Source organism: Caballeronia sp. HLA56 (genome assembly GCF_054655155.1).
Window position 1 is genome coordinate 217,926 of sequence record NZ_BAAHOB010000001.1, and the last position, 20,209, is coordinate 238,134.

Here is a 20,209-nt window from a genome sequence, read left to right on the forward strand (position 1 = left end):
CAAGTTTCATGGTTGTCCTGCTCCGGGCGAGTATTGCACCGGCACGCTCCTGGAAAAATATTCGCGCCGCTATAGATGGCATGCAATGGCGCATCGACGCGCCGACTCAAGCGGCGAACGGCCAAACCTTCGCCGCTTTCGGTACGAATGTGCTGGCGCCAGAGTGGATGGACTACACTCTTTCTCGCGCGCGGCGTCATGGGTTGCTTGGAGTTTTTTGCTTGCCGCTGGCGCATCGTTTCGGTCGTACCGGAGCCAGTCACGATGAACCTGTTGCTCGTCGACGATAATGAAGCCTGCATCGAGACTCTCGCCGATATCGCGACGAGTCTCGGGCACACCGCTGCCATTGCGTACGACGGCGCCGGTTGTCTGGCGCTCACGAGTCACACGCGTTTCGACCGCATCTTTCTCGACATTTCCCTGCCCGACGCCGACGGCCGCGACATCTGCAGCCGGATTCGCGCCGCCGGTCTTTCGCGCGACGCCCGCATCATCGCAATGACGGGTCACTCCGATTTCGTCGATGGCAGCGGCGAAACGGAATTCGACGGTTATCTCCTCAAGCCCATCAGCCTCCAGGCGCTGGAACTGTTCCTGCTGACGCGCTGACTTGGTTTGATTGCATGGGATAGTTTTGACCGACTTCTGTCCATCGTGGATCGAACGACCGGAAGCAATTGCCGATCGCTTGCGAATCGCTTTACCGAGCCAGCGAAAATGCGCGGAAGGCACGCGCCAAAAGGCTTCGCAGACTGTCGATTTTTGAGACGACGTGCTACATTCCGAGCGCCTTTGCGTTGCTTTCGGTCATTCGCAGTTCTGCGTGGCCAATCGTTGCAGCGCAAAAGCGCTTTCGCCCGGCGCGGCTCGCCAGTCATCCTACGGACGCGCGCATAAAAACATTCGCACAGGAATCTCGGCATGGATATGGTCGGCGGAACTCGGCTAGCCCAATTGTTCAACAGCAACCAGGCGGGACTGCTCGCCGAGTGGATCACGCAGCAGCATGCAATCGCATCGCGGCGCGGACTGGTCGGCGAAGCGGAGTTGCGCAATCAGTTCGGGCAGTTCGTCGAACTCATGGTGGCCGCGCTCGGCGCAAGCGACACGGTCGACTTCGAATCGAGCGCGTGGCAGGAAGTGCGCGCATTTCTCGCCGATATGTCCGGCCAACGCGCGCGTCAGGGTTTCTCGCCGGTCGAGACCGCGATGTTCGTGTTCTCGCTGAAGCAGCCGCTGTTCGCGCGCCTGCGCGCATCGCTCGAAGGCGAGCCCGCGACGCTTGCCGATCTCACCTGGACCATCAGCACACTCTTCGACGCGCTCGGGCTCTACACCACCGAAGTGTTCCAGGCGAGCCGTGAGCAAGTGATCGTACGTCAGCAACAAGAGTTGCTCGAACTGTCCACGCCTGTCGTGCAACTGTGGGACGGCATCCTCGCGTTGCCGCTCATCGGCACGCTGGATTCGGCGCGCACGCAGGTGGTCATGGAAAACCTGCTGCAGAAGATCGTCGAGACGGGCGCCGCCATCTCGATCATCGACATCACGGGCGTGCCGACCGTCGATACGCTCGTCGCGCAGCATCTGCTGAAGACCGTGGCGGCGGCGCGTTTGATGGGCGCGGACTGCATCATCAGCGGGATTCGGCCGCAGATTGCGCAGACCATCGTGCATCTGGGCGTGAACCTGTCCAACGTCACGACGAAGGCGACGCTCGCGGCGGCGTTCGTCGTCGCGCTGCAGCGCACCGGCAAGTCGCTCTCCGTCGAAAACACGCAGCGCGGGGGCAAGAGCGGCGCATCCGGCACAGCAGGCCCGGCGGGTTCGTACGACGCGCTGCAAGCCGAATGACGGCGCGCGTCGACAACCGCCACGCACAACGCGATTAGAAAGACCGAACGGGGCCAGCGATGGAACGCATTCCGATTCTCACGATGGGCAAGCTGCTGCTCGTCACCATTCAAGTGGACATGCACGACCGTCTTGCGCTCACGCTGCAGGACGATCTGACGAGCCGTATCGTGAAAGATGGCGCGCGCGGCGTGCTGATCGACATTTCTTCACTCGACGTGGTCGATTCGTTCATCGGCCGCATGATCGGCAACACGGCGGCCATGGCGCGCGTGCTCGATGCGCAGACGGTGGTCGTCGGCATGCAGCCATCGGTTGCGATCACGCTCGTGGAACTCGGGCTCGCGCTGCCGGGCGTGCGCACCGCGCTGAACGTCGAGAAGGGCATGGCGCTGCTCAATCAGAGCATTTACTGACGGCCGCTGTGACGCCTTCCATGACGACCTTCATTTCATCAGCCGCGCAAGCCGCCTCGACGTCGCCCATCACGCTGCCGATCCGCTCCGACGAGCAGATCGTGCGCTTGCGTCAGCTCGTGCGCGAAAAAGCCGTCGCGCAGGGCTTGTCGCTTATCGATCAGACCAAGTTCGTGACGGCCGCAAGCGAGCTGGCACGCAACACGCTCATCTACGGTGGCGGCGGCGACGTGCATTGCTTACTCGTCGAGCGCAATGGGCGCCGTGGCCTCAAACTCGAATTCGTCGATCAGGGGCCCGGTATTCCGGATATCGCCCGCGCGCTGTCCGACGGCTTCACCTCGGGTCATGGTCTCGGGCTTGGTCTGGGCGGCGCAAAGCGCCTGTGCGACGAGTTTGAGATTCGCTCGGCGCCGGGCGAGGGTACTTACGTTTCGATCACCAAATGGAAACCGTTTTGAAGGAATCGATGGCCGCGCAGCAGCGCTTCGAAATCGCGGAGGCGAGTCAGATCGCCTTCGCCCGGCGCGCTATCGGCGAACTCGCGCGCGGCCTCGGTTTCAACGAGACGGTCGCGGGAAAACTGGCGATCGTCGTGACCGAATGCAGCACCAATCTGCTGAAGCATGCCGAGCGCGGCGAGTTGCTGGTGCGGCCGCTCGAAGATAGCGGGCGTTACGGCATCGAAGTACTGTGCATCGACAGCGGACCGGGAATCGCGGATCTTTACCGGTGCTTCGAGGACGGTTACACGACCGCCGGCAGCCCGGGCAACGGCATGGGCGCGATCAAACGTCTGTCCGACGAACTCGACATCTGGAGCCAGCCGGGACAAGGCACGGTGTTGCGCACGGTGTTCTGGAGCGGCGAAGCCAACCATGCGGCACCGGCGCGCGTGACGTATGGCGTAGTCAATCTGCCGCTCGAAACCGAAACCGTTTCCGGCGATGCCTGGTCCTGCCACATGGGCGAGAACGACTTCACCGTGCTCGTCGCCGATGGCCTGGGGCACGGTCCGCTTGCCAATCTCGCGGCAATCGAAGCGGCGAAGATTCTGGGCACGGACGGCGACGCATCGCTCGAACGCATCATGGAACTGGCCAACGGCGCGCTGCGCACCACTCGCGGCGCGGCAGTGGGCATTGCGCGCGTGCCGTTTGCCAGTGACTCGGCGGCAGTCGCGTTCGCGGGCATCGGCAATATTTCGGCGAGTGTGTGGTCGCTCGACACGCACAAGCATCTGGTCTCGCACAGCGGCATCGTCGGGCACGCGGCGCGGCGTGCGCAGCAATTCGCGACGCCTTATCCCGCGCACGCGCTCATCGTGCTGCATTCGGACGGGCTTACGTCGCGCTGGGATCTCGCGCGTTATCCGGGTTTGAATCTGCGCCATCCTTCGCTAGTTGCGGCGCTTTTGTATCGCGATTTCACGCGCGGCCGCGACGACGTCACGGTTTTTGTCGCGCGCATGGGCGTGCGTGCGCCATGACGACGCGCCTCTATTCGATGCGGCTCGAAAGCGAGCACGATATCGTCGCGGCGCGGCGCAAGTCGCGCGATGCGAGCGCGGGACTCGGTTTCTCGTCGCAGGATCAGACGCGCATCGCAACTTCGGTGCTGGAAGCGGCGCGCACGGTGCTGCTCGCGGGCACGGCCGCACGCGCCGATTTTCTCGTCGATACGGACACGCGGCCGGCCCGCTTCGTCGTGCGCTTTTTTGCAAGCGCCGGTGCGGGCGAGCGTCTGCGCGCGGTCAGAACCGACGATTCGCAAGCCGCGCTCGGCCTGCTCGCGGCACAGCGATTGATGGACGAATGCGCCATCGCCGAGGAAGCCGACGGCGGCACGTCTATCTCGCTCGCGAAGGCGCTGCCGGACAACGCGCCCTTCGATGCAACGTCGGCCCGCTCGGTCGCCGACACGCTCTCCGCTTCCACGGACGTCGATTCCACCGCTGAATTGCAGCGTCAGAACCGCGAATTGATCGGCGCGCTGGCCGACTTGCGCGAGCGTCAGGAAGAACTCACGCATCTCACGCGCGAACTCGAAGATACGAATCGCGGCGTGGTGGCGCTTTATGCCGAACTGGATGCACGCGCCGATCATCTGCGTCGCGCGGACGAGTCCAAATCGCGCTTTTTGTCGAACATGAGTCACGAGTTCCGCACGCCGCTTTCGTCGATCCGTGCGTTGTCCAAGCTCTTGCTCGAACGTATCGACGGCGAGCTGACCGAGGAGCAGGAAAAGCAGGTGCGCTTCATTCGCCGGGCGGCGGAAGACTTGTCCGAAACGGTCGATGACCTGCTCGACCTCGCCAAGATCGAAGCGGGCAAGATCGACGTGCGCCCCGTCGAATTCGAAGTCGATACGCTTTTTTCCGCGCTGCGCGGCATGCTGCGGCCGCTTTCACCGGGCGGCGCGGTCGACTTGATTTTCGATTCGTGCGTGGGCCTGCCGCCCATTCGCACCGACGAAGCGAAGGTCGCGCAAGTGCTGCGAAACTTCGTGTCGAACGCGCTCAAGTTCACGGAGCGCGGCGAAGTGCGCGTAAGCGCGAGTTACGACGAAGCGCGGCGGCTGATTACGTTTGCGGTCGCGGACACGGGCATCGGCATCGCGGCCGAACATCAGCACGTGGTGTTCGAGGAATTCGGCCAGGTCGAGAACCGGCTGCAGCAATACGTCAAAGGCACGGGGCTCGGTTTGCCGCTGTGCCGCAAGCTCTGCAAGCTGCTTGGCGGCGATGTGTCGCTCACGAGCGAACCGGGGCGCGGCTCGACCTTCAGCGCGACCATGCCCGCTTATTACGGCGACGAACACGACATCGCGCATACCGAACATTCCGCCGCCGACGACCCTCGTCCGATGGTGCTCGTCGTCGCGAGCAATCCGATCGAGCGACTCGATTGCGAAGCGGCCTTGCGGCAGTCGCCGTATCGCGCTATGACGGCCGCGACGCTCGACGAAGCGACCCGCGCGCTTACTCGCACACCGCCCGCCGCGCTTTTGTTGACCGTGCGGCCCGCGCCGGTCGAAGCGTGGACGTGGCTCGCCGCGTTGCGCGCGCAGGCGGCCATGCGCAACCTGCCGATCGTCGTGCTCGGCGAGGCCGAGGACCGTGGCGAGGCGGAAGCGTTGGGCGCGGCGGCGTTCATCGGCAAACCGGTGGCGGGCAGTGAACTCGCGAGTGTGCTCGCGGCGGTGACGGACGCGCACCGCGCTTACGGAACAGAGTCATGACGAGCGACTGGAGCGAGGTGCTGATCCTCAACGTCGACGACAACGACGGCGCGCGCTATGCGAAAACGCGCATTCTGTCGCGCGCGGGGTTCAATGTCATCGAAGCCGCTACCGGCACGACGGCGCTCGAACGCGTGCGCGCCGAATCGCCCGACCTCGTTTTGCTCGACGTGAAACTGCCCGATATCAACGGGCTCGAAGTGTGCAGGCTCATCAAGGCTTCGCCGGAGACGGCGGGCACGCTCGTGCTGCAGACATCGGCGGCGGCCGTGCATAGCCTCGATCGCATTCGCGGTCTGGAAGGTGGCGCGGACAGCTACCTCACTGAACCCGTCGAGCCCGCCGAATTGATCGCGCATGTGCGTGCGTTGTTGCGCGTGCGGCTTGCGGAAAGCGCGTTGCGGGAAAGCGAGGAGCGGTTTCGTCAGCTTGCCGAGAATATCGACGACATTTTCTGGATGCTCGATCCCGCGACCAATCAGTTGCTCTACGTGAGCCCCGCTTACGCGCGCCTGTGGGATACGCGCCAGGGCGCGCCGCTGCCGACGCCGGGCGTGGATCACTGGTCCAACGAAGTGCATCCGCTCGACCGCGAACATGTGGGCGCGGCGTACCGGGAACTGGCGGCGCACGGCACGCCTTATCAGGAAGAGTTTCGCGTCACGGGTGCCGAGGGCGGTCCGCGCTGGATGGCCGAGCGCGCGTTCCCGATACGCGGCGTGGGCGGACGGCCGGATCGCATCGCGGGCATTGTCAACGATATTTCCGAGCGCAAGGCCGCGGAAATGCTGCTGCGCGACGCCGATCGCCGCAAGGACGAATTCCTTGCGATGCTCGCGCACGAGTTGCGCAATCCGCTCGCGCCAATACAAAACGCCGTCGATTTGCTCGATCCGAAGCGCAAGCCTTCGCCGCAGCACTTTGAAACGGTGCGTACGATCATCGACCGTCAGGTGCGGCATTTGAGCCGTCTTGTCGACGATCTGCTCGATGTCGCGCGCATCACGCAAGGCAAGATCACGCTGCGTCAGGAAGCGGTGGATGTGGCAATGGCGATCGAGGCGGCCATCGAAACCGCGCAGCCCGCGCTGCAGAGAAAACGCCATACGCTCACGACCAAGCTCGGCGATTTGCCGTTATTCATCGTGGGCGATAGCGTGCGGATTGCGCAGGTGTTCGGCAACTTGCTGTCGAATGCATCGAAGTACAGCGTCGAGGAAGGCGAGATCGAGATCGAGACGGCGCGGGTCGGCGACCAGGCGCGCATCAGCGTGCGCGACAAGGGTATCGGAATTGCCGCCGACATGCTGCCGCATATCTTCGATTTGTTCGTGCAGTCGGAGACATCGCTGGAGCGTTCGGAAGGCGGGCTCGGCATCGGCTTGCCGCTTGCGAGGACGCTCGTTGAGTTGCAGGGCGGACGTATCGAAGCGTATTCAGCGGGGCTGCAACAGGGCAGCGAGTTCGTCGTGTGGCTGCCGCTTGCGTGTGGACCGCAGGCGGTGCCGGTTCCGCGTGTCGAGATCGCACCGGGATCGAGCGGCGGCAGACGCGTGCTGCTCGTGGATGACAGCGTGGACGCGGCAACCGCCATGGGTCTTCTGCTCGAAGCCGATGGCTACGATGTGCGCGTCGTCCACGATGCGACGGCTGCGCTCGAAATCAGCGAGACATTCGCGCCGCAGATCGTGCTGCTGGATATCGGCTTACCGGGGATGGATGGATTTCGCCTCGCCTGCGAGATGCGCAAGCGTCCGGCGACCGCGGATGCGCTCTTGATCGCGGTGACGGGTTATGGACAGGCGCATGACCGGCAACGGTCGAAGGAAGCCGGGTTCGATCATCATCTCGTGAAGCCGGTGGCGTTCGAGGAAATTCAGAAGGCGGTGGCGGGGCGGTTTGGGGCTTGAACGCCTGCCGGCTAGCGTTCGCGGCGTGCGCGTTTCATCTCGAGGTATAACCGATTCGCCACTGGATCGTTCGCCATGTATGCAACGTCTTCGCCGCTGCTTTCCGTTTGGCCATCGAGACCGGGTAACGCGGTGAGATGCGCAAGCAGGCCGGCGTGAGAGACGGCATCGACAATCAACGGCGCGAAATAGCTATCGAGATGCTTGTTCGCCGGGCTCTCGATTTCCTTTGTGAGCGCTTCCAGATAGGCTTCTTTACGCGATGCGCTCCAGTTGATCGCGAAATTGGCCCGGTAACAAAGCTCGGCATGAACGAGCAGCATGGTGCGGCCGTTTCCGTCGAGAAACGGATGCGCCCAGGCGGATGCGCCCAGGCGAATGCGCCCATCACGGTTCCAGGCGCTTCTCGCATCTTCAGCGGATGGTTGCCGATGTCAAGACCCCATTCGACCGCGCGCTGACATTGTTCCGACGCTTCGAACTGAATGCGTTGCCCCTTGCCGACGAGTCTTGCCACGCCTAGCGAGTAACGATCTTTTCCCGCCCAGGGATAGAACTCGTCGAACAGAATTCCGTGGACCTCGAGGAAATGCTCATAAGCAATGTCGCCTCGCACCGAGCGCAAAAATGTCAGTGCCTTTTCGAGGTTTGCTTCGAAGAAGCCGTGCTCCTGATACTTCAGCTCGTCGAGATCCTTGATGCGTTCAATGTTACGCAGATAGCCTGCCGTCTCGTAGTCCCCGAACGGGTCGAACACGCCTCACCTCTTTCAAATGATTGGTCATCAAGCGTGCGAACTGACGCGCGTTGACAATGTCGTTCTTCTTCAGCAACACGAGCAACTTCCCTGTCAAGTCGAAGTCGACGTCGTCTCCAGCGGCGCGTGTCACAGCTTCCGCGAAGTCATCGAGCCCGGAGCGCCGGTATTCGATGCCATGCGACTTCGCAAGGCGCTCTACGAAACTCGCAACGCCTTGAGTGGGCAGCTCATCGATATTCGCGGGCAGCCCGGGCGTTTTGGTAACGTCTGTCTCGGCGCGCGGACGGACCACGTATTGCACCTGAATGCCGTCCCACCCGAGCTTGCGCTGAGTCCGGTTGGTTCCAATATCGACCAAGCAAACAGCGCGATCGCGTTCGCGTCGAATGGTCAAGCCGATGACATGCACGCCTAGTTTGTCGAACACTTCGAGAAGCAATATTTCCAGCCGCACGGCGAGTTGCGCTTTGCCCGCCGAATCTGGAACCGCCTTTGCAAAAATTCCGGATCCTAGTCTAACCAGCCGGCCATCGTCGATTTGATGCTGTATTGCCGTACTGAGGTGGGAGGCACTCGCAAGACTACTCAAGTCACGGCGAAGCACGACATTGCCTGCGCGTTTCTTCAATGAGATCGACAGCTTGCTATCCAGGTTCATGAAGCACCTCGGTTCGTCGACAAGGTAGTCATTATAAAACGATAAAAACGATTTAGATACATGAAGTTAGACGCGCATGAATTGCCTGATTACCAGCAACATATGCACGATGCTTTGACGTGTGATGCGCGTTTTCACCTATCAATCCCTCGTTGACTCCACGCCCATCACGTCCCACACTTCACTCCAAGCAAGTGTGATCACAGGTCACACAAACCATACGAAACCAAACCGGAGGCTGTGTTGGCGACTCGCACGACGACAGACCTTCCCGCGCTCGAAGTCGTGGCGCGCGAAACCATGGCCGGGCGCGTCTATGCGCAGTTGCGCGAGGCAATCATGACCGGTCGCTTCGCGCCCGGCCAGTTGCTGAGTCTGCGCAGCGTCGCGGAAGCGGTCGGGTCATCCACCATGCCGGTACGCGCCGCGCTCACGCGCCTGCAAGCGGAAGGCGCGCTGATCGACGGCGCCGGACGCGCGCTGATGGTCCCGCCCATGACGCTCGAATTGCTCGAGGAATTGCGCGACGTGCGCATCGCGCTGGAAGGCGCGGTCGCGAAACGCGCGGCATCGCGCATGAGCCGCGCGCATCTCACGCAATTGCAGGAAGTGTTCGACGAGATGGATGCCTACGTCGAAGCTGGCGATGCATCCGCTTATCTGCGCAGCAACTTCGAATTCCATATCGCGATCTACACGCACGGCGCAAGCGATCTCACGCTCGCGACCATTCAAAACTTGTGGATGCGCATCGGCCCGTTTCTGAACCTCGTCGCGCCGGACATTCCGCACATGCGCAAGTCGATGGCCGCGCATCGGCATATCGTCGATGCGCTTTGGCGCGGGGATGGCGAAGGCGCGCGCGCGGGCATCGAGGAAGATATCGGCGATGCGGCGGCCGATCTACAGGAACGGCTTCCGGCCGCTCATTCGGAAAGCGGCAACGGCGAGCAAAAGGCAAGCGCCTGAGTTTGTATTCAACGATAACAATGACGGAGACATGATGACGGTTCTTCAGATGCTGAAACCGCACGCGGGTTTGCGCGTGCTCGTGACAGGCGGCGCATCGGGCATCGGGCTCGTGATTGCGCGGGCCTTCGTCGATGCCGGCGCGCGCGTGCACGTGTGCGATGCGAGTCAGGAAGCCATCGACGCACTCGCCGAAGCCGAAGCCAGCACGGAACTCAACGCGATCACTTCGACGCTCGCGGATGTGTCGGATAAAGCGGCCGTGGAGCGCGTCTTCGCCGATGTCGAGCGCGAGCTCGGCGGTCTCGACGTGCTTCTGAATAACGCGGGAATCGCGGGACCGACAGGCGGTATCGACGAGCTCGATGAGAAGGATTGGGAAGACACGGTCGATATCAACCTCAACGCGCAGTTCTATTTCGCGCGTCGCGCGGTGCCGCTTCTGAAGCAGGCGCGCGATGGCGGCGCGATCATCGCGCTGTCGTCGGTTGCGGGCAGGCTCGGCTACGCCTTTCGCACGCCGTATGCCGCAACCAAGTGGGCGGTGGTCGGCATGACCAAGAGTCTTGCCATTGAACTCGGACCGTCGAACATTCGCGTCAATGCAATTCAGCCGGGCATCGTGAAAGGGCCGCGTATCGAGCGCGTGATCGCGGCGCGTGCGAAGCAACTGAATCTGCCTTACGAAGAGATGGAGAAGCAATATCTCGCGAAGATTTCGCTGCGCCGCATGACGACGCCCGAGGAAGTCGCAGCCACCGCCTTGTTCCTGTGTTCGCCGGGCGGCAGCGGCATCTCGGGGCAGGCCATTTCGGTGTGCGGCAACGTCGAAGTGCTCTAAACCAAGGAGACGACATGGCAACGAGACGCAAGGTCATCATCACGTGCGCGCCCACGGGCGCAATTCATACGCCGTCGATGTCGCCGTATCTTCCGGTCACGCCGCAAGAGATCGGCGATGCGGCGCTCGCCGCCGCCAAGGAAGGCGCCGCGATTCTGCATCTGCACGCACGCGATCCGAACGATGGTCATCCCACGCAAGACCCCGCCGTGTTCCAGGAATTTCTGCCGCGCATCAAGGCCGAAACGAACGCCGTCATCAATCTGACGACGGGCGGCAGTCCGCACATGACGGTGGCCGAGCGTCTGAAGCCCGCGCATCACTTCAAGCCCGAAGTGGCGTCGCTCAACATGGGTTCGATGAACTTCGGTCTCTACCCGATGCTGGACCGCTTCAAGGATCTGAAGCACGAGTGGGAGCGCAAGCATCTGGAGAACAGCCGCGATCTCGTGTTCAAGAACACGTTCGCGGATATCGAATACATCCTCACGTCGTGCGGTGCGAACGGCACGCGCTTCGAATACGAATGCTACGACATCTCGCATCTCTATAACCTCGCGCATTTCGTCGATCGCGGGCTCGCCAAGCCGCCTTTCTTCGTGCAAAGCGTGTTCGGTCTGCTCGGCGGTATCGGGCCGCATCCGGAAGACCTCGCGCACATGCGCCGTACCGCCGACCGTCTCTTCGGCAAGGACTATGTCTGGTCGATTCTCGGCGCGGGCCGTAACCAGATCACGCTCGGCTCCATTGGTCTCTCGCAAGGCTCGAACGTGCGCGTGGGCCTGGAAGATTCGTTGTGGATAGAACCGGGCAAGCTCGCCGAATCGAGCGCGGCGCAAGTGCGCAAGATTCGTCAGGTTATCGAAGGACTGTCGCTCGACATCGCCACGCCTGACGAAGCGCGTGAGATGCTGAAGCTGAAGGGCGCAAGCGAAACCAACTTCTGAGCCAGAGGGCATCGTGAACGACAGGGCAAAGCTGAAAGTAGTCGCGATGCCGACGGGCTGGCTGACCGTCGATCGCTCGTCGCAAGTGTATGGCCGCTATTTCGGCCAGCAGATCAAGGTGCCGGTGTGGTCCACGGCAATCGTCGGGGCCGGCAAGAAGATCGTCGTCGATACCGGCATTCATGATCCGGGCTGGGTTTCGAACTTCGTGTGTCCGTGCGAGCAGGCGCCCGAAGAGAAGCTCGAACGCGCGCTCAAGGAGTACGTGGGATGGAGCGCGGATGACGTCGATATCGTCATCAACACGCATCTGCATTACGACCACTCGGGCGGCAACACGCTCTTTCGCAACGCACGCTTCATCGTGCAGGCAAGCGAATGGGAATACGCGGGGCATCCATTGCCGACGCAGGCCACGTATTACCAGGAGTTTCTGATCGGCCGCGAGCCGCTGGCGTATTTTCGGTGGCAGTTCGTGCATGGCGTGGCCGACATCGTGCCGGGCGTGCGCGTGGTGCCGACGCCGGGACATACGCCGGGGCATCAGTCCGTCGCGGTGGACACCGAAGACGGCGTCGTGCTGATCGCGGGCGACTGTGCGAACTGCATGGAGAACATCGTGGATCTGGTGCCCGTTGGCATCGTGCATGAAACGCTGGCGGAGTTCAGCTCGCTTTCGCGGATTCGCCAGATCGCGGATTTCGTCATACCCGGACACGATCCCAACGTCGTGCCCGGCAGCGCGGGTATTGCACTGCCGGCGAGCGCTCGCTTGCCGCATGTTCCGAAGTAAAAGCGCGCAATAGCAGAAGCGGTAAAAACCATACGAAGACCCGGAGGAAGACATGAAAGCATTGACGCAGACAATTCGTCGTGCGAAACGCACGGCGTTCGGTTTGGCGCTCGCGACGACGCTCGGTATCGCGATGACAGGGCAGGCCGCAGCGGCGGACAAGTACAAGGTGTTTCTGTCGATGAGCTATGTCGGCAACGACTGGCAGACCGAAGCTGCGAACATGGTGAAGGCAATGGCCAACACGCCAGCGCTCAAGGACAAAGTCGATCTCGAAGTGCAGGTCGCGGGCACCGACGCACAGAAGCAGATTCAGCAGATCAACTCGATGGTGCAGGCAGGCGCGAAAGCCATCGTGATCTACCCGATCTCGCCGACGGCGCTCAATCGCGCGATCAAGAACGCGTGTTCCAAGGGCGTGGTGGTCGCGGCGTACGACGGCGAAGTGACCGAGCCGTGCGCGCATAACGTGACCATCGATCAGCATCAGGCAGGCACCGTCACCGCGGAATGGCTCGCGAAGACCATCAACGGCAAAGGCAATATCGTGGTCGTCAACGGCGTGCCGGGCACGTCGGTGGACCGCGCGCGCACCGAAGCGGCAAAGGCCGTGTTCGCGAAGTTCCCCGGCATCAAGATAGTCGCCGAAGGCACCGGCATGTGGAGCCAGGCGACGGCGCGCACCGAACTCTCGAAGATTCTCGCGACGAATAGCTGGGACAAGATCGACGGCCTGTGGATGCAGGTCGGCTGCTTCACGGCGGCGTCGATGCAGCTCGAAGCCGGTATCGCCGATGACAAGATCAAGCCGTGCGCGGGCGAATCGTCGAACGGGCATCGTGTGCAGATGCTGCCGCCGGGAACGGTCAAGGGCGAGGGCACGTATCGCTCGATCGGGTATCGCTCGATCTCGTATGGCGCGCCGCCGTACTCGGGCGCCATGGCGCTCAAGATGGCCGTGCAGAAGCTCGACGGCAAGGACTTTCCGCCGCGCGTGACGCTCAAGCTGCCGCTCGTGCTCACGCAGGATTCGAAGCTGTGCAAGACGGGCAGTATCGAGGAACTGAAGGCGGGTTGCACGGCCTTCATGCCGGACAAGGTGCCGCCGGGCTGGTTCGCCGACATCTATTCGGAAGACACGAAGGAAGTGGGCTTCAACGCGGCGCTCACCGGCAATCAGGACTGAGCGACATCTAAAGGTTAAGGGAGGCAAGCGATGACATCCCTTGCGATCGACCTGTCGAACGTGACGAAGCGCTTCGGCGCCACTGTCGCGCTCGACGGGGCGTCGTTCTCCGTCAAACGCGGCGCGGTGCATGCGCTGCTCGGCGAGAACGGCGCGGGCAAGTCCACCACGGTGAAGCTGCTGTCGGGTCTCATGCAGCCCGACGCCGGCAGCATTCGCGTGATGGGTCGGGACGTGGCGATGAAAGGCCCGAAGGACGCGCATCGGGCGGGCGTGCAGACCGCGTTTCAGGAGATGACCCTCGTGCGCGATCTCACCGTCGCGCAGAATCTGTTGATGTCGTACGAGCCGACCGGCTTTCTCGGGCGCATCAGGAAGCGCGAGGCGCAACGCCAGGCGGCCGAATGGCTCGACAAGCTGGAACTGTCGGACGTGCGTCCTGGCGCTTATATACGCGACCTTTCCTTGCCGGTGCGGCAGAAGATCGAGATCGCCAAGGCCATCGTGCGCGCGCCGCAAGTGTTGCTGCTCGATGAACCGACGTCCGCTTTATCGGGCCGCGACGTGGCGTGGCTTTCGCGCCGTATCGACGAGATGAAGACGCAGGGCGTGACCTTCGTGTTCATCTCGCACCGGATGCAGGAAGTGCGCGAGTTCTGCGACAGCCTCACGGTGTATCGGAATGGCAAGGACGTCGGTGCTTTCGATACCGCCGATATCTCCGATGACGAAGTCATTCGTCTCGTGATCGGCCGCTCGATGGAAGCGAAGTATCCGCCGAAGGTCACGCCGCCTGTGCTGACGGAGAACCACGGCGCGCCTGCAATCGAAGCACGCGGCATACGTGTCGATGGCGTCGTGAGCGACTTCGACCTCAAGCTGAAAGTGGGCGAAGTGCATGGCATCGCGGCGTTGCAGGGCATGGGCCAGCGCGAGATGTTCGAGGCGCTCTTCGGCGCGAGCTTCATCGACGATGGCGAGATTCGTATCGACGGCAAGCCGGTTACGTTGACGTCCACGGCGGATTCGCTCAAGGCCGGCGTCGCGACGAGCTTCCTGCCCGAAGACCGCAAGACCGAAGGCTTGTTCCTGCGCTTGCCGGGCGGCGAGAACGTATCGCTGCCGGTGATCGGACGCTACTCGCGTTTCGGCTTGATCGACCGCAAACGCGAACAGGCGGCCATACGTCGCTCGCTTGCGCAGATGGAAGTGAATCCGCGTGCGCTCTACAAGCCGTGTCTTTCTTTCTCGGGCGGCAATCAGCAAAAGATCGCGATGGCCAAATGGCTGCTCACGCAAAGCCGCGTGTGGCTCATGTTCGACCCGACGCGCGGTATCGACGTAGGCACCAAGCATCAGATATTCGTTTTGATGCGTGCGTTCGCGGCGGCGGGCGGCTCCGTGCTGTTCTATTCGACGGACGTGCCCGAACTCGTCAACGTGTGCGACTGCGTGTCGGTGATGTATCGCGGCCGCAATGCGGGCGAGCTCGAAGGCGAGGCGCTTACCGAAGAGAACGTGATGCGCAAGATGCTATCCAGTTGAGGAGTTGCATATGAAAATAGCCATAGCGTCGCCAGAAAGCGAGATCGTGAGGCCCGGCGCGCGCGTGGGAATCGGCGCACGCATCGACCATCATCGCGGGCTCATCATCGCGATCGGTGCGTTGCTCGCCATGCTCATTGCGTGGGTCGCGCTATCCGCCACGCCGGTCGGCATGTACGACATCGGTTCGGTCATATCGAGCAGCACGACGCTCGCGCTCGCGGCCATCGGGCAGACCATCGTCGTGCTGTCGGGCGGGTTCGATTTGTCGGCGTCGGCGGTCGTGTCGCTGGCCAACGTGCTCGCGGTGCGCTTCGTGCAAGGCTCGCCCGTCGAGCAGTGGGCGGGCGTCGCGCTCATCATCGCCATAGGCGGCGGCATCGGCCTCGTCAACGGCGCGCTAATCGCGTGGTTCCGCTTGCAATCCATTGTCGTTACGCTCGCGACGATGTTCATGGTGCAAGGCGTCACGCTGCTCATCCAGAACAAGCCGGGCGGCAGCATCGGCGAACAATTCGGCGGCTTTCTCACGGCCGACCTGATTCCCGACAAGATACCGATGTCGGCTGTCCTGCTCGTCGTGGCTTTGCTCGTGTGGTCGTTCATCAAGCGCACGCGCTTTGGCGTCGGTCTCTATGCGCTTGGCAGCGACCCCGATGGCGCGTATGCCAACGGCATGCCGGTCACGCGTTATCGCATCGCGACCTATGCGCTCGCAGGCATGTTCTACGCGGCAGCGGGCCTATACGTGTCGGCGCAGACGGGCTCGGCCGATCCGCTCGTCGGCCGCCCGCTCCTGCTTTCCATGTTCACGGCGGTCGTGCTCGGCGGCACGTTGCTTGGTGGCGGTCGTGGCGGTTGCGTTGGAAGCGTGTTCGCCGCAATGACGCTGATGATCACGGTGAACATTCTGCTCGTCTTGAACGTATCGGCGTTCTTCACGACGATTGCCGAAGCCGTGATCCTGATTCTCGCGGTGCTCGGTTCTTCCATCGGCAAGCAGTCGGCGGCGCACGAGTGCGCGCGGCAGGCTTCGCAATGGCTCAAGGCTGTGCGAACGGGCACGCGTGCACGCGATGACGGCCATGCGCGGCACGTGGCGTTCGAAGTCGGCGATTATCGTCCCATCGAGAACAAGGAGTTGAAGGGCCGCGCGATCCCGGACTGGATCGAGCGCAATCGCGAATGGGTCAAGTACGTGATTCCCGCGTACCTGCTGTTCTTCGGCGTGGTCGTCATCACGGGCTTCGTCTATGGTCCGGGCGTGCTGATCAGCGCGAACTTCTATAGCAGCCTGCTCACGCTGACCTTGTTTCTCGCGGTCCTCGGTCTCGGTCAAGGCGCGGTCATTCTCACCGGCGGTCTCGATCTATCGATGCCGTGGCTCATCACGCTATCGGGCGTACTGTTGACGGGTCTCACGCATGGCTTGAACGGCGCCGCGGTCTGGGCGGTGCCGGTCGTGCTCGGCGTGGGCCTGCTCGTGGGCATCTTCAACGGCGTGGGCGTCGTCATGCTCGGCTTGCCGCCGATTGTCGTGACGCTGGCGGCGAACGGCCTGCTGCAAGGTCTCACGCTCATCTATTGCAATGGCTCGCCGCAAGGCTGGACGCCGTCCGTGATCAGCGAGTTCGTCAATGCTCGTCTCGGTCCGCTGTCGCTAGCCGCCTGGAGCGTGCCGCTGTTTCTCGCGATTGCCTTGTTGCTGTTGCATCGGACGCCGTTCGGCAGGCGCGTCTATGCGGTCGGCAATTCGCCGATTGCCGCGCGTCTTTCCGGCGTGCGCGTCGGCTCCACGTTGATCGCGGTGTATTGTCTTTCGGGTCTGTGTTCCGCGCTCGTCGGCTTGCTGCTCGCGGGCTTCAGTTCGCAGGCGTTTCTCGGCATGGGCGATCCTTATCTCTTGCCTTCCATTGCCGTGGTCGTGGTCGGCGGCGCGCTCATCACGGGCGGACGCGGTCACTATCTCGGCGTGTTCGGCGGAGCGCTTCTGCTTACCGCGCTCGGCACTTTGCTCGCGGGCACGACGGTGCCGCCAGCGGTCCGCGACATCATCAATGGCCTCGTCGTTCTGGCCGCGGTGATCACGTTGCGCGACAAGCGAGGTTGACCAGCCGCTCATAAAAAACCGGAGGAGACACAAGAAATGAACCCAAGGCAAATAGCGATCATCGGTACAGGACGCATCGGCAGGGCGTGGGCCATCGTGTTTGCGCGCGCGGGCTTCAGCGTGAATCTGCATGATGCGTCGAAGGACATGCTGAACGGCTCGATCGCTTCGATACGGGAAAGCGTGGACGACCTCGCGTCGTTCAAGCTGACCGACGAGTCGACCGATGCCATCATCGCGCGCATCAAGACTTGCGAGTCGCTCGAAGAAGCCGTGTCCGACGCGGCTCTCGTGCAGGAGAACATCGCGGAAATGGTCGAGCCCAAGCGCGAACTATTCGCGCAACTCGACCGCCTGACTCATCCCGAAGCCCTGCTTGCCAGTTCGACCTCGGGCCTGCCTGCATCGACCTTTACGCAAGGCTTGAAGGGCGGCGCGCGCTGCCTCGTCGCGCATCCGGTGAATCCGCCTTCGCTCGTGCCGCTCGTCGAGCTATGCGGCGCGCCGTGGACCGCGCCCGAAGCGATCGAACGAGCGCGCGCCATCTACGAAGCGGCGGGACAGAAGCCCGTGACCGTGAATCGTGAAATTTCGGGCTTTCTCCTCAACCGCCTGCAAGGCGCGGTGCTCGACGAAGCGCTCAGTCTCTATGCGCAGGGTTACGCCACGGCGGCCGACCTCGATACGGTCATGCGCGATGGTCTCGCCATGCGCTGGTCGTTCATGGGTCCGTTCGAAACGATCGATCTGAACGCGCCAGGCGGCGTCGCGGATTACGCGGCGCGCTATAGCGGCACGTATCGCAACATTACAGCGACGCGCGTGCCTTTCGACTGGCCCGAAGAGATATTGACTAAGCTCGACGCCGAACGCCGCGCCGTTCTGCCGCGCGATCAGATCGAAAACCGCAGTAGCTGGCGCGATCGCAGGCTGATGGCGTTGATCGCTCACCGCCTCGCGGACAAGGACAAGGCGTAGCCACGCCACAACCAGGAAGGAGACGACGATGCCCGAAACCCGCTTGCTGGTCGATGCCAACAATCATCTGGGTGAAGGACCGCTTTGGGACGTGAAGGAGGAGAAGCTCTACTGGATCGACAGTACCGCCGCCGAAATCTATAGCTGCCGCGCCGATGGCAGCGAGGTCGAACGCTACTTCGTGCCGCGTCATATCGGTTCCATGGCGCTGCGTGAACAAGGCGGCGCGGTGGTCGCGCTCGCGAACGGGCTGCATTTCTACGATTTCGACGCGCAGACGGTGCAGTTTATCGGCGACCCGGAAAGCGACGATCCCGAAACGCGCTTCAACGACGGCAAGGTGGATCGGCAAGGGCGGTTCATTGCGGGCACCATGTCTTACGACTTCGATCGCTACTTTGCGGATCGCGGCCAGCGTTCCACCAAAAGCGGCGGACTTTATCGGCTCGATACGGACGGCAAGATCGCGCATCTGGACAGCGGCATCAGTTGTTCGAACGGTCCATGCTGGAGCCCGGACAACCGCACTTTCTACTTCACCGACACGTATAGCAAGGAGATGTACGCGTACGACTACGACATCGAAACGGGCGCCATATCGAACAAGCGGCTGTTTGCTTCCGCGCGCGACATGGCCGGCACATTCGATGGCGCGACGGTCGATTCCGAAGGCTACGTATGGTCCGCGCTGGTGTTCGGCGGGCGCATCCTGCGCTTCGCGCCCGATGGCTCGCTCGACCGTGTCGTGCCGTTTCCGGTTCGCAATCTGACGAGCGTGATGTTCGGCGGCCCGAATCTCGACATTCTTTACGTCACGACAATGGGCCGCCCGATGTGGGGCATTCCGCAGAAAGAGCGCGACAAGGGTGGTCTTTTCGCGGTGACGGGACTCGGCGTGACAGGCCTTCCAGAGCCGCGTTTTGCGGGGTGAGATTCGAACGCCCGACGCTTAACTCTTTACGATCCACACCGAGTTGAGATCGTGGGCGTCGCCTTCCGTTACCGTCAACTTGCCTGCTTCGACGAGGCAGGCAAAGCGCCACTTGCAGAAGAGATCGCTGCGTCCCGAACGATGCATGGCCGCGCCAAGCATCTCGCTGCTTGCGAGCTTGGCCGGGGCGCCCGACGCGAGCGCGATGAAGTCCGCGTCGTAATGATCGATGGGATGCGAAGCGAGCTTGCCGTCTTCCCACACACGCACGGCTTCGCCATCTTCCTTGAGCGCGGCCCATTCGTTCGCGAGTTGCGCGCGCAGGCCGGCGCTTGCGGGCTTGCGTGCCGCGACGAGCGCGGCGGCCGCGCCGACATCCAGCGCCAGCGCTTGTCCCTTGGGAATCGCGCGAGCCACGGCGCGCAGGCTCGCATCGATTTCGCTCACGAGCACGTCCGCGTCGCGCAGCCACCAGTGCGCGCGTCGACGCAGCGCTTGCTCCACATCGCCTGCCTCGGCCCAGATCACCACCTCGGACGCCTGAGTCGTCAGGTCGGCGAGGCGCCGGTTCATGTCGCGTAACTCGCCATACCAGTCCATCGACGCTTCGTCTTGCGGATCGAAGCCGCCGCACGCGTAGAGCGCCTTCATGAAGCCGACGCGCGCATCGGGCGAGCCGGTGTCGACATCGACAAGCGGGCCGATCGAGCCATCGTCGAGGATATCGATGACGGGATCGCGCAACGCCGTGCGCAACATGGCCGCGGCCGAGCCGCCCTGACATAGGTGATGGATGGTTTTCATCGGATTCTCCTCTTCAACGACATACCTTCAACGACACATCGCCGACCCCTCCGGCGCGTGAAGCCGCAGACTATAGCGGAATTCGTATCTCGAATTTAGCGGTCGGTCCCGGTTTTCTTCCCGGACCGGGTCCCCGGTTTATCCCTCACCGCGCTCATGGGACTAAAGTCCAATACCGGTTCAAGAGCCGCGCGCCTATTCTCCAGCGAGAAATCAAGAGCCGGGGCGTGGACACAGCGCCTCGTGGTGCTGCCGAACTTCACG

At 62.6% G+C, this 20,209-nt stretch carries 20 protein-coding genes; 17 read left to right on the forward strand and 3 right to left on the reverse strand.

What is annotated here, in order from left to right:
* Positions 1–8: 8 nt before the first annotated feature.
* From ACYQ47_RS01085 to ACYQ47_RS01120, 8 genes are all read left to right on the forward strand, one after another.
* Positions 9–290, forward strand: coding sequence for a hypothetical protein (locus tag ACYQ47_RS01085; RefSeq protein ID WP_459904228.1), 282 nt, complete (start codon positions 9–11; stop codon positions 288–290).
* Positions 265–612 (forward strand): response regulator, encoded by a 348-nt coding sequence (locus tag ACYQ47_RS01090; protein WP_244828745.1) that lies wholly within the window; start codon positions 265–267, stop codon positions 610–612. Before ACYQ47_RS01085 ends, ACYQ47_RS01090 begins: the two co-directional genes overlap by 26 nt.
* Before the next feature lie 312 nt (positions 613–924).
* The gene (locus ACYQ47_RS01095) at positions 925–1,857 is read left to right on the forward strand and encodes an STAS domain-containing protein (RefSeq protein ID WP_244828744.1); all 933 of its coding nucleotides are present in this window, start codon (positions 925–927) and stop codon (positions 1,855–1,857) included.
* 59 nt (positions 1,858–1,916) lie between these two features.
* Positions 1,917–2,273, forward strand: a complete 357-nt coding sequence (locus tag ACYQ47_RS01100) for an STAS domain-containing protein (protein ID WP_244828743.1) — start codon at positions 1,917–1,919, stop codon at positions 2,271–2,273.
* 20 nt (positions 2,274–2,293) lie between these two features.
* Positions 2,294–2,734: an anti-sigma regulatory factor gene (locus ACYQ47_RS01105; protein WP_459904229.1), complete on the forward strand. Its 441-nt coding sequence runs from the start codon at positions 2,294–2,296 to the stop codon at positions 2,732–2,734.
* Positions 2,719–3,762: an ATP-binding SpoIIE family protein phosphatase gene (locus ACYQ47_RS01110; RefSeq protein WP_250467494.1), complete on the forward strand. Its 1,044-nt coding sequence runs from the start codon at positions 2,719–2,721 to the stop codon at positions 3,760–3,762. Before ACYQ47_RS01105 ends, ACYQ47_RS01110 begins: the two co-directional genes overlap by 16 nt.
* Positions 3,759–5,513: an ATP-binding response regulator gene (locus tag ACYQ47_RS01115; RefSeq protein ID WP_459904230.1), complete on the forward strand. Its 1,755-nt coding sequence runs from the start codon at positions 3,759–3,761 to the stop codon at positions 5,511–5,513. Before ACYQ47_RS01110 ends, ACYQ47_RS01115 begins: the two co-directional genes overlap by 4 nt.
* Complete coding sequence (locus tag ACYQ47_RS01120) at positions 5,510–7,423, forward strand: hybrid sensor histidine kinase/response regulator (protein ID WP_250467492.1); 1,914 nt, start codon at positions 5,510–5,512, stop codon at positions 7,421–7,423. The genes ACYQ47_RS01115 and ACYQ47_RS01120 overlap by 4 nt, the downstream gene beginning before the upstream one ends.
* Positions 7,424–7,598: 175 nt before the next feature.
* Here ACYQ47_RS01120 and ACYQ47_RS01125 read toward each other — a convergent pair whose 3' ends face one another.
* Positions 7,599–8,180, reverse strand: a complete 582-nt coding sequence (locus ACYQ47_RS01125) for a hypothetical protein (protein WP_459904231.1) — start codon at positions 8,178–8,180, stop codon at positions 7,599–7,601.
* Positions 8,134–8,841: a hypothetical protein gene (locus ACYQ47_RS01130; protein WP_459904232.1), complete on the reverse strand. Its 708-nt coding sequence runs from the start codon at positions 8,839–8,841 to the stop codon at positions 8,134–8,136. The genes ACYQ47_RS01125 and ACYQ47_RS01130 overlap by 47 nt, the downstream gene beginning before the upstream one ends.
* A gap of 300 nt (positions 8,842–9,141) precedes the next feature.
* Here ACYQ47_RS01130 and ACYQ47_RS01135 point away from each other — a divergent pair, with 300 nt between their 5' ends.
* The 9 genes from ACYQ47_RS01135 to ACYQ47_RS01175 are packed head-to-tail and all read left to right on the forward strand — an operon-like array spanning position 9,142 to position 19,141.
* Positions 9,142–9,810, forward strand: a complete 669-nt coding sequence (locus ACYQ47_RS01135) for a GntR family transcriptional regulator (RefSeq protein WP_284503398.1) — start codon at positions 9,142–9,144, stop codon at positions 9,808–9,810.
* 34 nt (positions 9,811–9,844) lie between these two features.
* Positions 9,845–10,651 (forward strand): SDR family oxidoreductase, encoded by an 807-nt coding sequence (locus tag ACYQ47_RS01140; RefSeq protein ID WP_244829725.1) that lies wholly within the window; start codon positions 9,845–9,847, stop codon positions 10,649–10,651.
* A gap of 14 nt (positions 10,652–10,665) precedes the next feature.
* On the forward strand, positions 10,666–11,598 hold the full coding sequence (locus ACYQ47_RS01145; RefSeq protein ID WP_250467488.1) for a beta-keto acid cleavage family enzyme: 933 nt from the start codon (positions 10,666–10,668) through the stop codon (positions 11,596–11,598).
* A 46-nt stretch (positions 11,599–11,644) separates the two neighbouring features.
* Positions 11,645–12,391 carry an N-acyl homoserine lactonase family protein gene (locus tag ACYQ47_RS01150; RefSeq protein WP_284503887.1) on the forward strand — a complete coding sequence of 249 codons (747 nt, stop codon included), beginning with the start codon at positions 11,645–11,647 and terminating at the stop codon, positions 12,389–12,391.
* A 52-nt stretch (positions 12,392–12,443) separates the two neighbouring features.
* Positions 12,444–13,577, forward strand: coding sequence for a sugar ABC transporter substrate-binding protein (locus ACYQ47_RS01155; RefSeq protein WP_244828735.1), 1,134 nt, complete (start codon positions 12,444–12,446; stop codon positions 13,575–13,577).
* Positions 13,578–13,607: 30 nt separating this feature from the next.
* Positions 13,608–15,122: a sugar ABC transporter ATP-binding protein gene (locus tag ACYQ47_RS01160; RefSeq protein WP_250467486.1), complete on the forward strand. Its 1,515-nt coding sequence runs from the start codon at positions 13,608–13,610 to the stop codon at positions 15,120–15,122.
* A gap of 10 nt (positions 15,123–15,132) precedes the next feature.
* On the forward strand, positions 15,133–17,232 hold the full coding sequence (locus ACYQ47_RS01165) for an ABC transporter permease subunit (RefSeq protein ID WP_250467485.1): 2,100 nt from the start codon (positions 15,133–15,135) through the stop codon (positions 17,230–17,232).
* Positions 17,233–17,268: 36 nt separating this feature from the next.
* Complete coding sequence (locus ACYQ47_RS01170) at positions 17,269–18,210, forward strand: 3-hydroxyacyl-CoA dehydrogenase (protein ID WP_459904233.1); 942 nt, start codon at positions 17,269–17,271, stop codon at positions 18,208–18,210.
* A 28-nt stretch (positions 18,211–18,238) separates the two neighbouring features.
* Entirely contained in the window at positions 18,239–19,141 is a 903-nt protein-coding gene (locus tag ACYQ47_RS01175; protein WP_309848461.1) for an SMP-30/gluconolactonase/LRE family protein, read from the forward strand.
* Between the two features lie 18 nt (positions 19,142–19,159).
* On the opposite strand, the gene ACYQ47_RS01180 is transcribed toward ACYQ47_RS01175, so the two are convergent.
* Positions 19,160–19,945, reverse strand: coding sequence for a DUF3658 domain-containing protein (locus tag ACYQ47_RS01180; RefSeq protein WP_459904234.1), 786 nt, complete (start codon positions 19,943–19,945; stop codon positions 19,160–19,162).
* Between the last annotated feature and the right edge of the window lie 264 nt (positions 19,946–20,209).

Bases quoted from the DNA above. Each gene is read 5' to 3' on its own strand.
- ACYQ47_RS01085 (WP_459904228.1), top strand. From the start codon at position 9: ATGGTTGTCCTGCTCCGGGCGAGTATTGCACCGGCACGCTCCTGGAAA.
- ACYQ47_RS01090 (WP_244828745.1), top strand. From the start codon at position 265: ATGAACCTGTTGCTCGTCGACGATAATGAAGCCTGCATCGAGACTCTC.
- ACYQ47_RS01095 (WP_244828744.1), top strand. From the start codon at position 925: ATGGATATGGTCGGCGGAACTCGGCTAGCCCAATTGTTCAACAGCAAC.
- ACYQ47_RS01100 (WP_244828743.1), top strand. From the start codon at position 1,917: ATGGAACGCATTCCGATTCTCACGATGGGCAAGCTGCTGCTCGTCACC.
- ACYQ47_RS01105 (WP_459904229.1), top strand. From the start codon at position 2,294: ATGACGACCTTCATTTCATCAGCCGCGCAAGCCGCCTCGACGTCGCCC.
- ACYQ47_RS01110 (WP_250467494.1), top strand. From the start codon at position 2,719: ATGGAAACCGTTTTGAAGGAATCGATGGCCGCGCAGCAGCGCTTCGAA.
- ACYQ47_RS01115 (WP_459904230.1), top strand. From the start codon at position 3,759: ATGACGACGCGCCTCTATTCGATGCGGCTCGAAAGCGAGCACGATATC.
- ACYQ47_RS01120 (WP_250467492.1), top strand. From the start codon at position 5,510: ATGACGAGCGACTGGAGCGAGGTGCTGATCCTCAACGTCGACGACAAC.
- ACYQ47_RS01130 (WP_459904232.1), bottom strand. From the start codon at position 8,841: ATGAACCTGGATAGCAAGCTGTCGATCTCATTGAAGAAACGCGCAGGC.
- ACYQ47_RS01135 (WP_284503398.1), top strand. From the start codon at position 9,142: ATGGCCGGGCGCGTCTATGCGCAGTTGCGCGAGGCAATCATGACCGGT.
- ACYQ47_RS01140 (WP_244829725.1), top strand. From the start codon at position 9,845: ATGACGGTTCTTCAGATGCTGAAACCGCACGCGGGTTTGCGCGTGCTC.
- ACYQ47_RS01145 (WP_250467488.1), top strand. From the start codon at position 10,666: ATGGCAACGAGACGCAAGGTCATCATCACGTGCGCGCCCACGGGCGCA.
- ACYQ47_RS01150 (WP_284503887.1), top strand. From the start codon at position 11,645: ATGCCGACGGGCTGGCTGACCGTCGATCGCTCGTCGCAAGTGTATGGC.
- ACYQ47_RS01155 (WP_244828735.1), top strand. From the start codon at position 12,444: ATGAAAGCATTGACGCAGACAATTCGTCGTGCGAAACGCACGGCGTTC.
- ACYQ47_RS01160 (WP_250467486.1), top strand. From the start codon at position 13,608: ATGACATCCCTTGCGATCGACCTGTCGAACGTGACGAAGCGCTTCGGC.
- ACYQ47_RS01165 (WP_250467485.1), top strand. From the start codon at position 15,133: ATGAAAATAGCCATAGCGTCGCCAGAAAGCGAGATCGTGAGGCCCGGC.
- ACYQ47_RS01170 (WP_459904233.1), top strand. From the start codon at position 17,269: ATGAACCCAAGGCAAATAGCGATCATCGGTACAGGACGCATCGGCAGG.
- ACYQ47_RS01175 (WP_309848461.1), top strand. From the start codon at position 18,239: ATGCCCGAAACCCGCTTGCTGGTCGATGCCAACAATCATCTGGGTGAA.
- ACYQ47_RS01180 (WP_459904234.1), bottom strand. From the start codon at position 19,945: ATGAAAACCATCCATCACCTATGTCAGGGCGGCTCGGCCGCGGCCATG.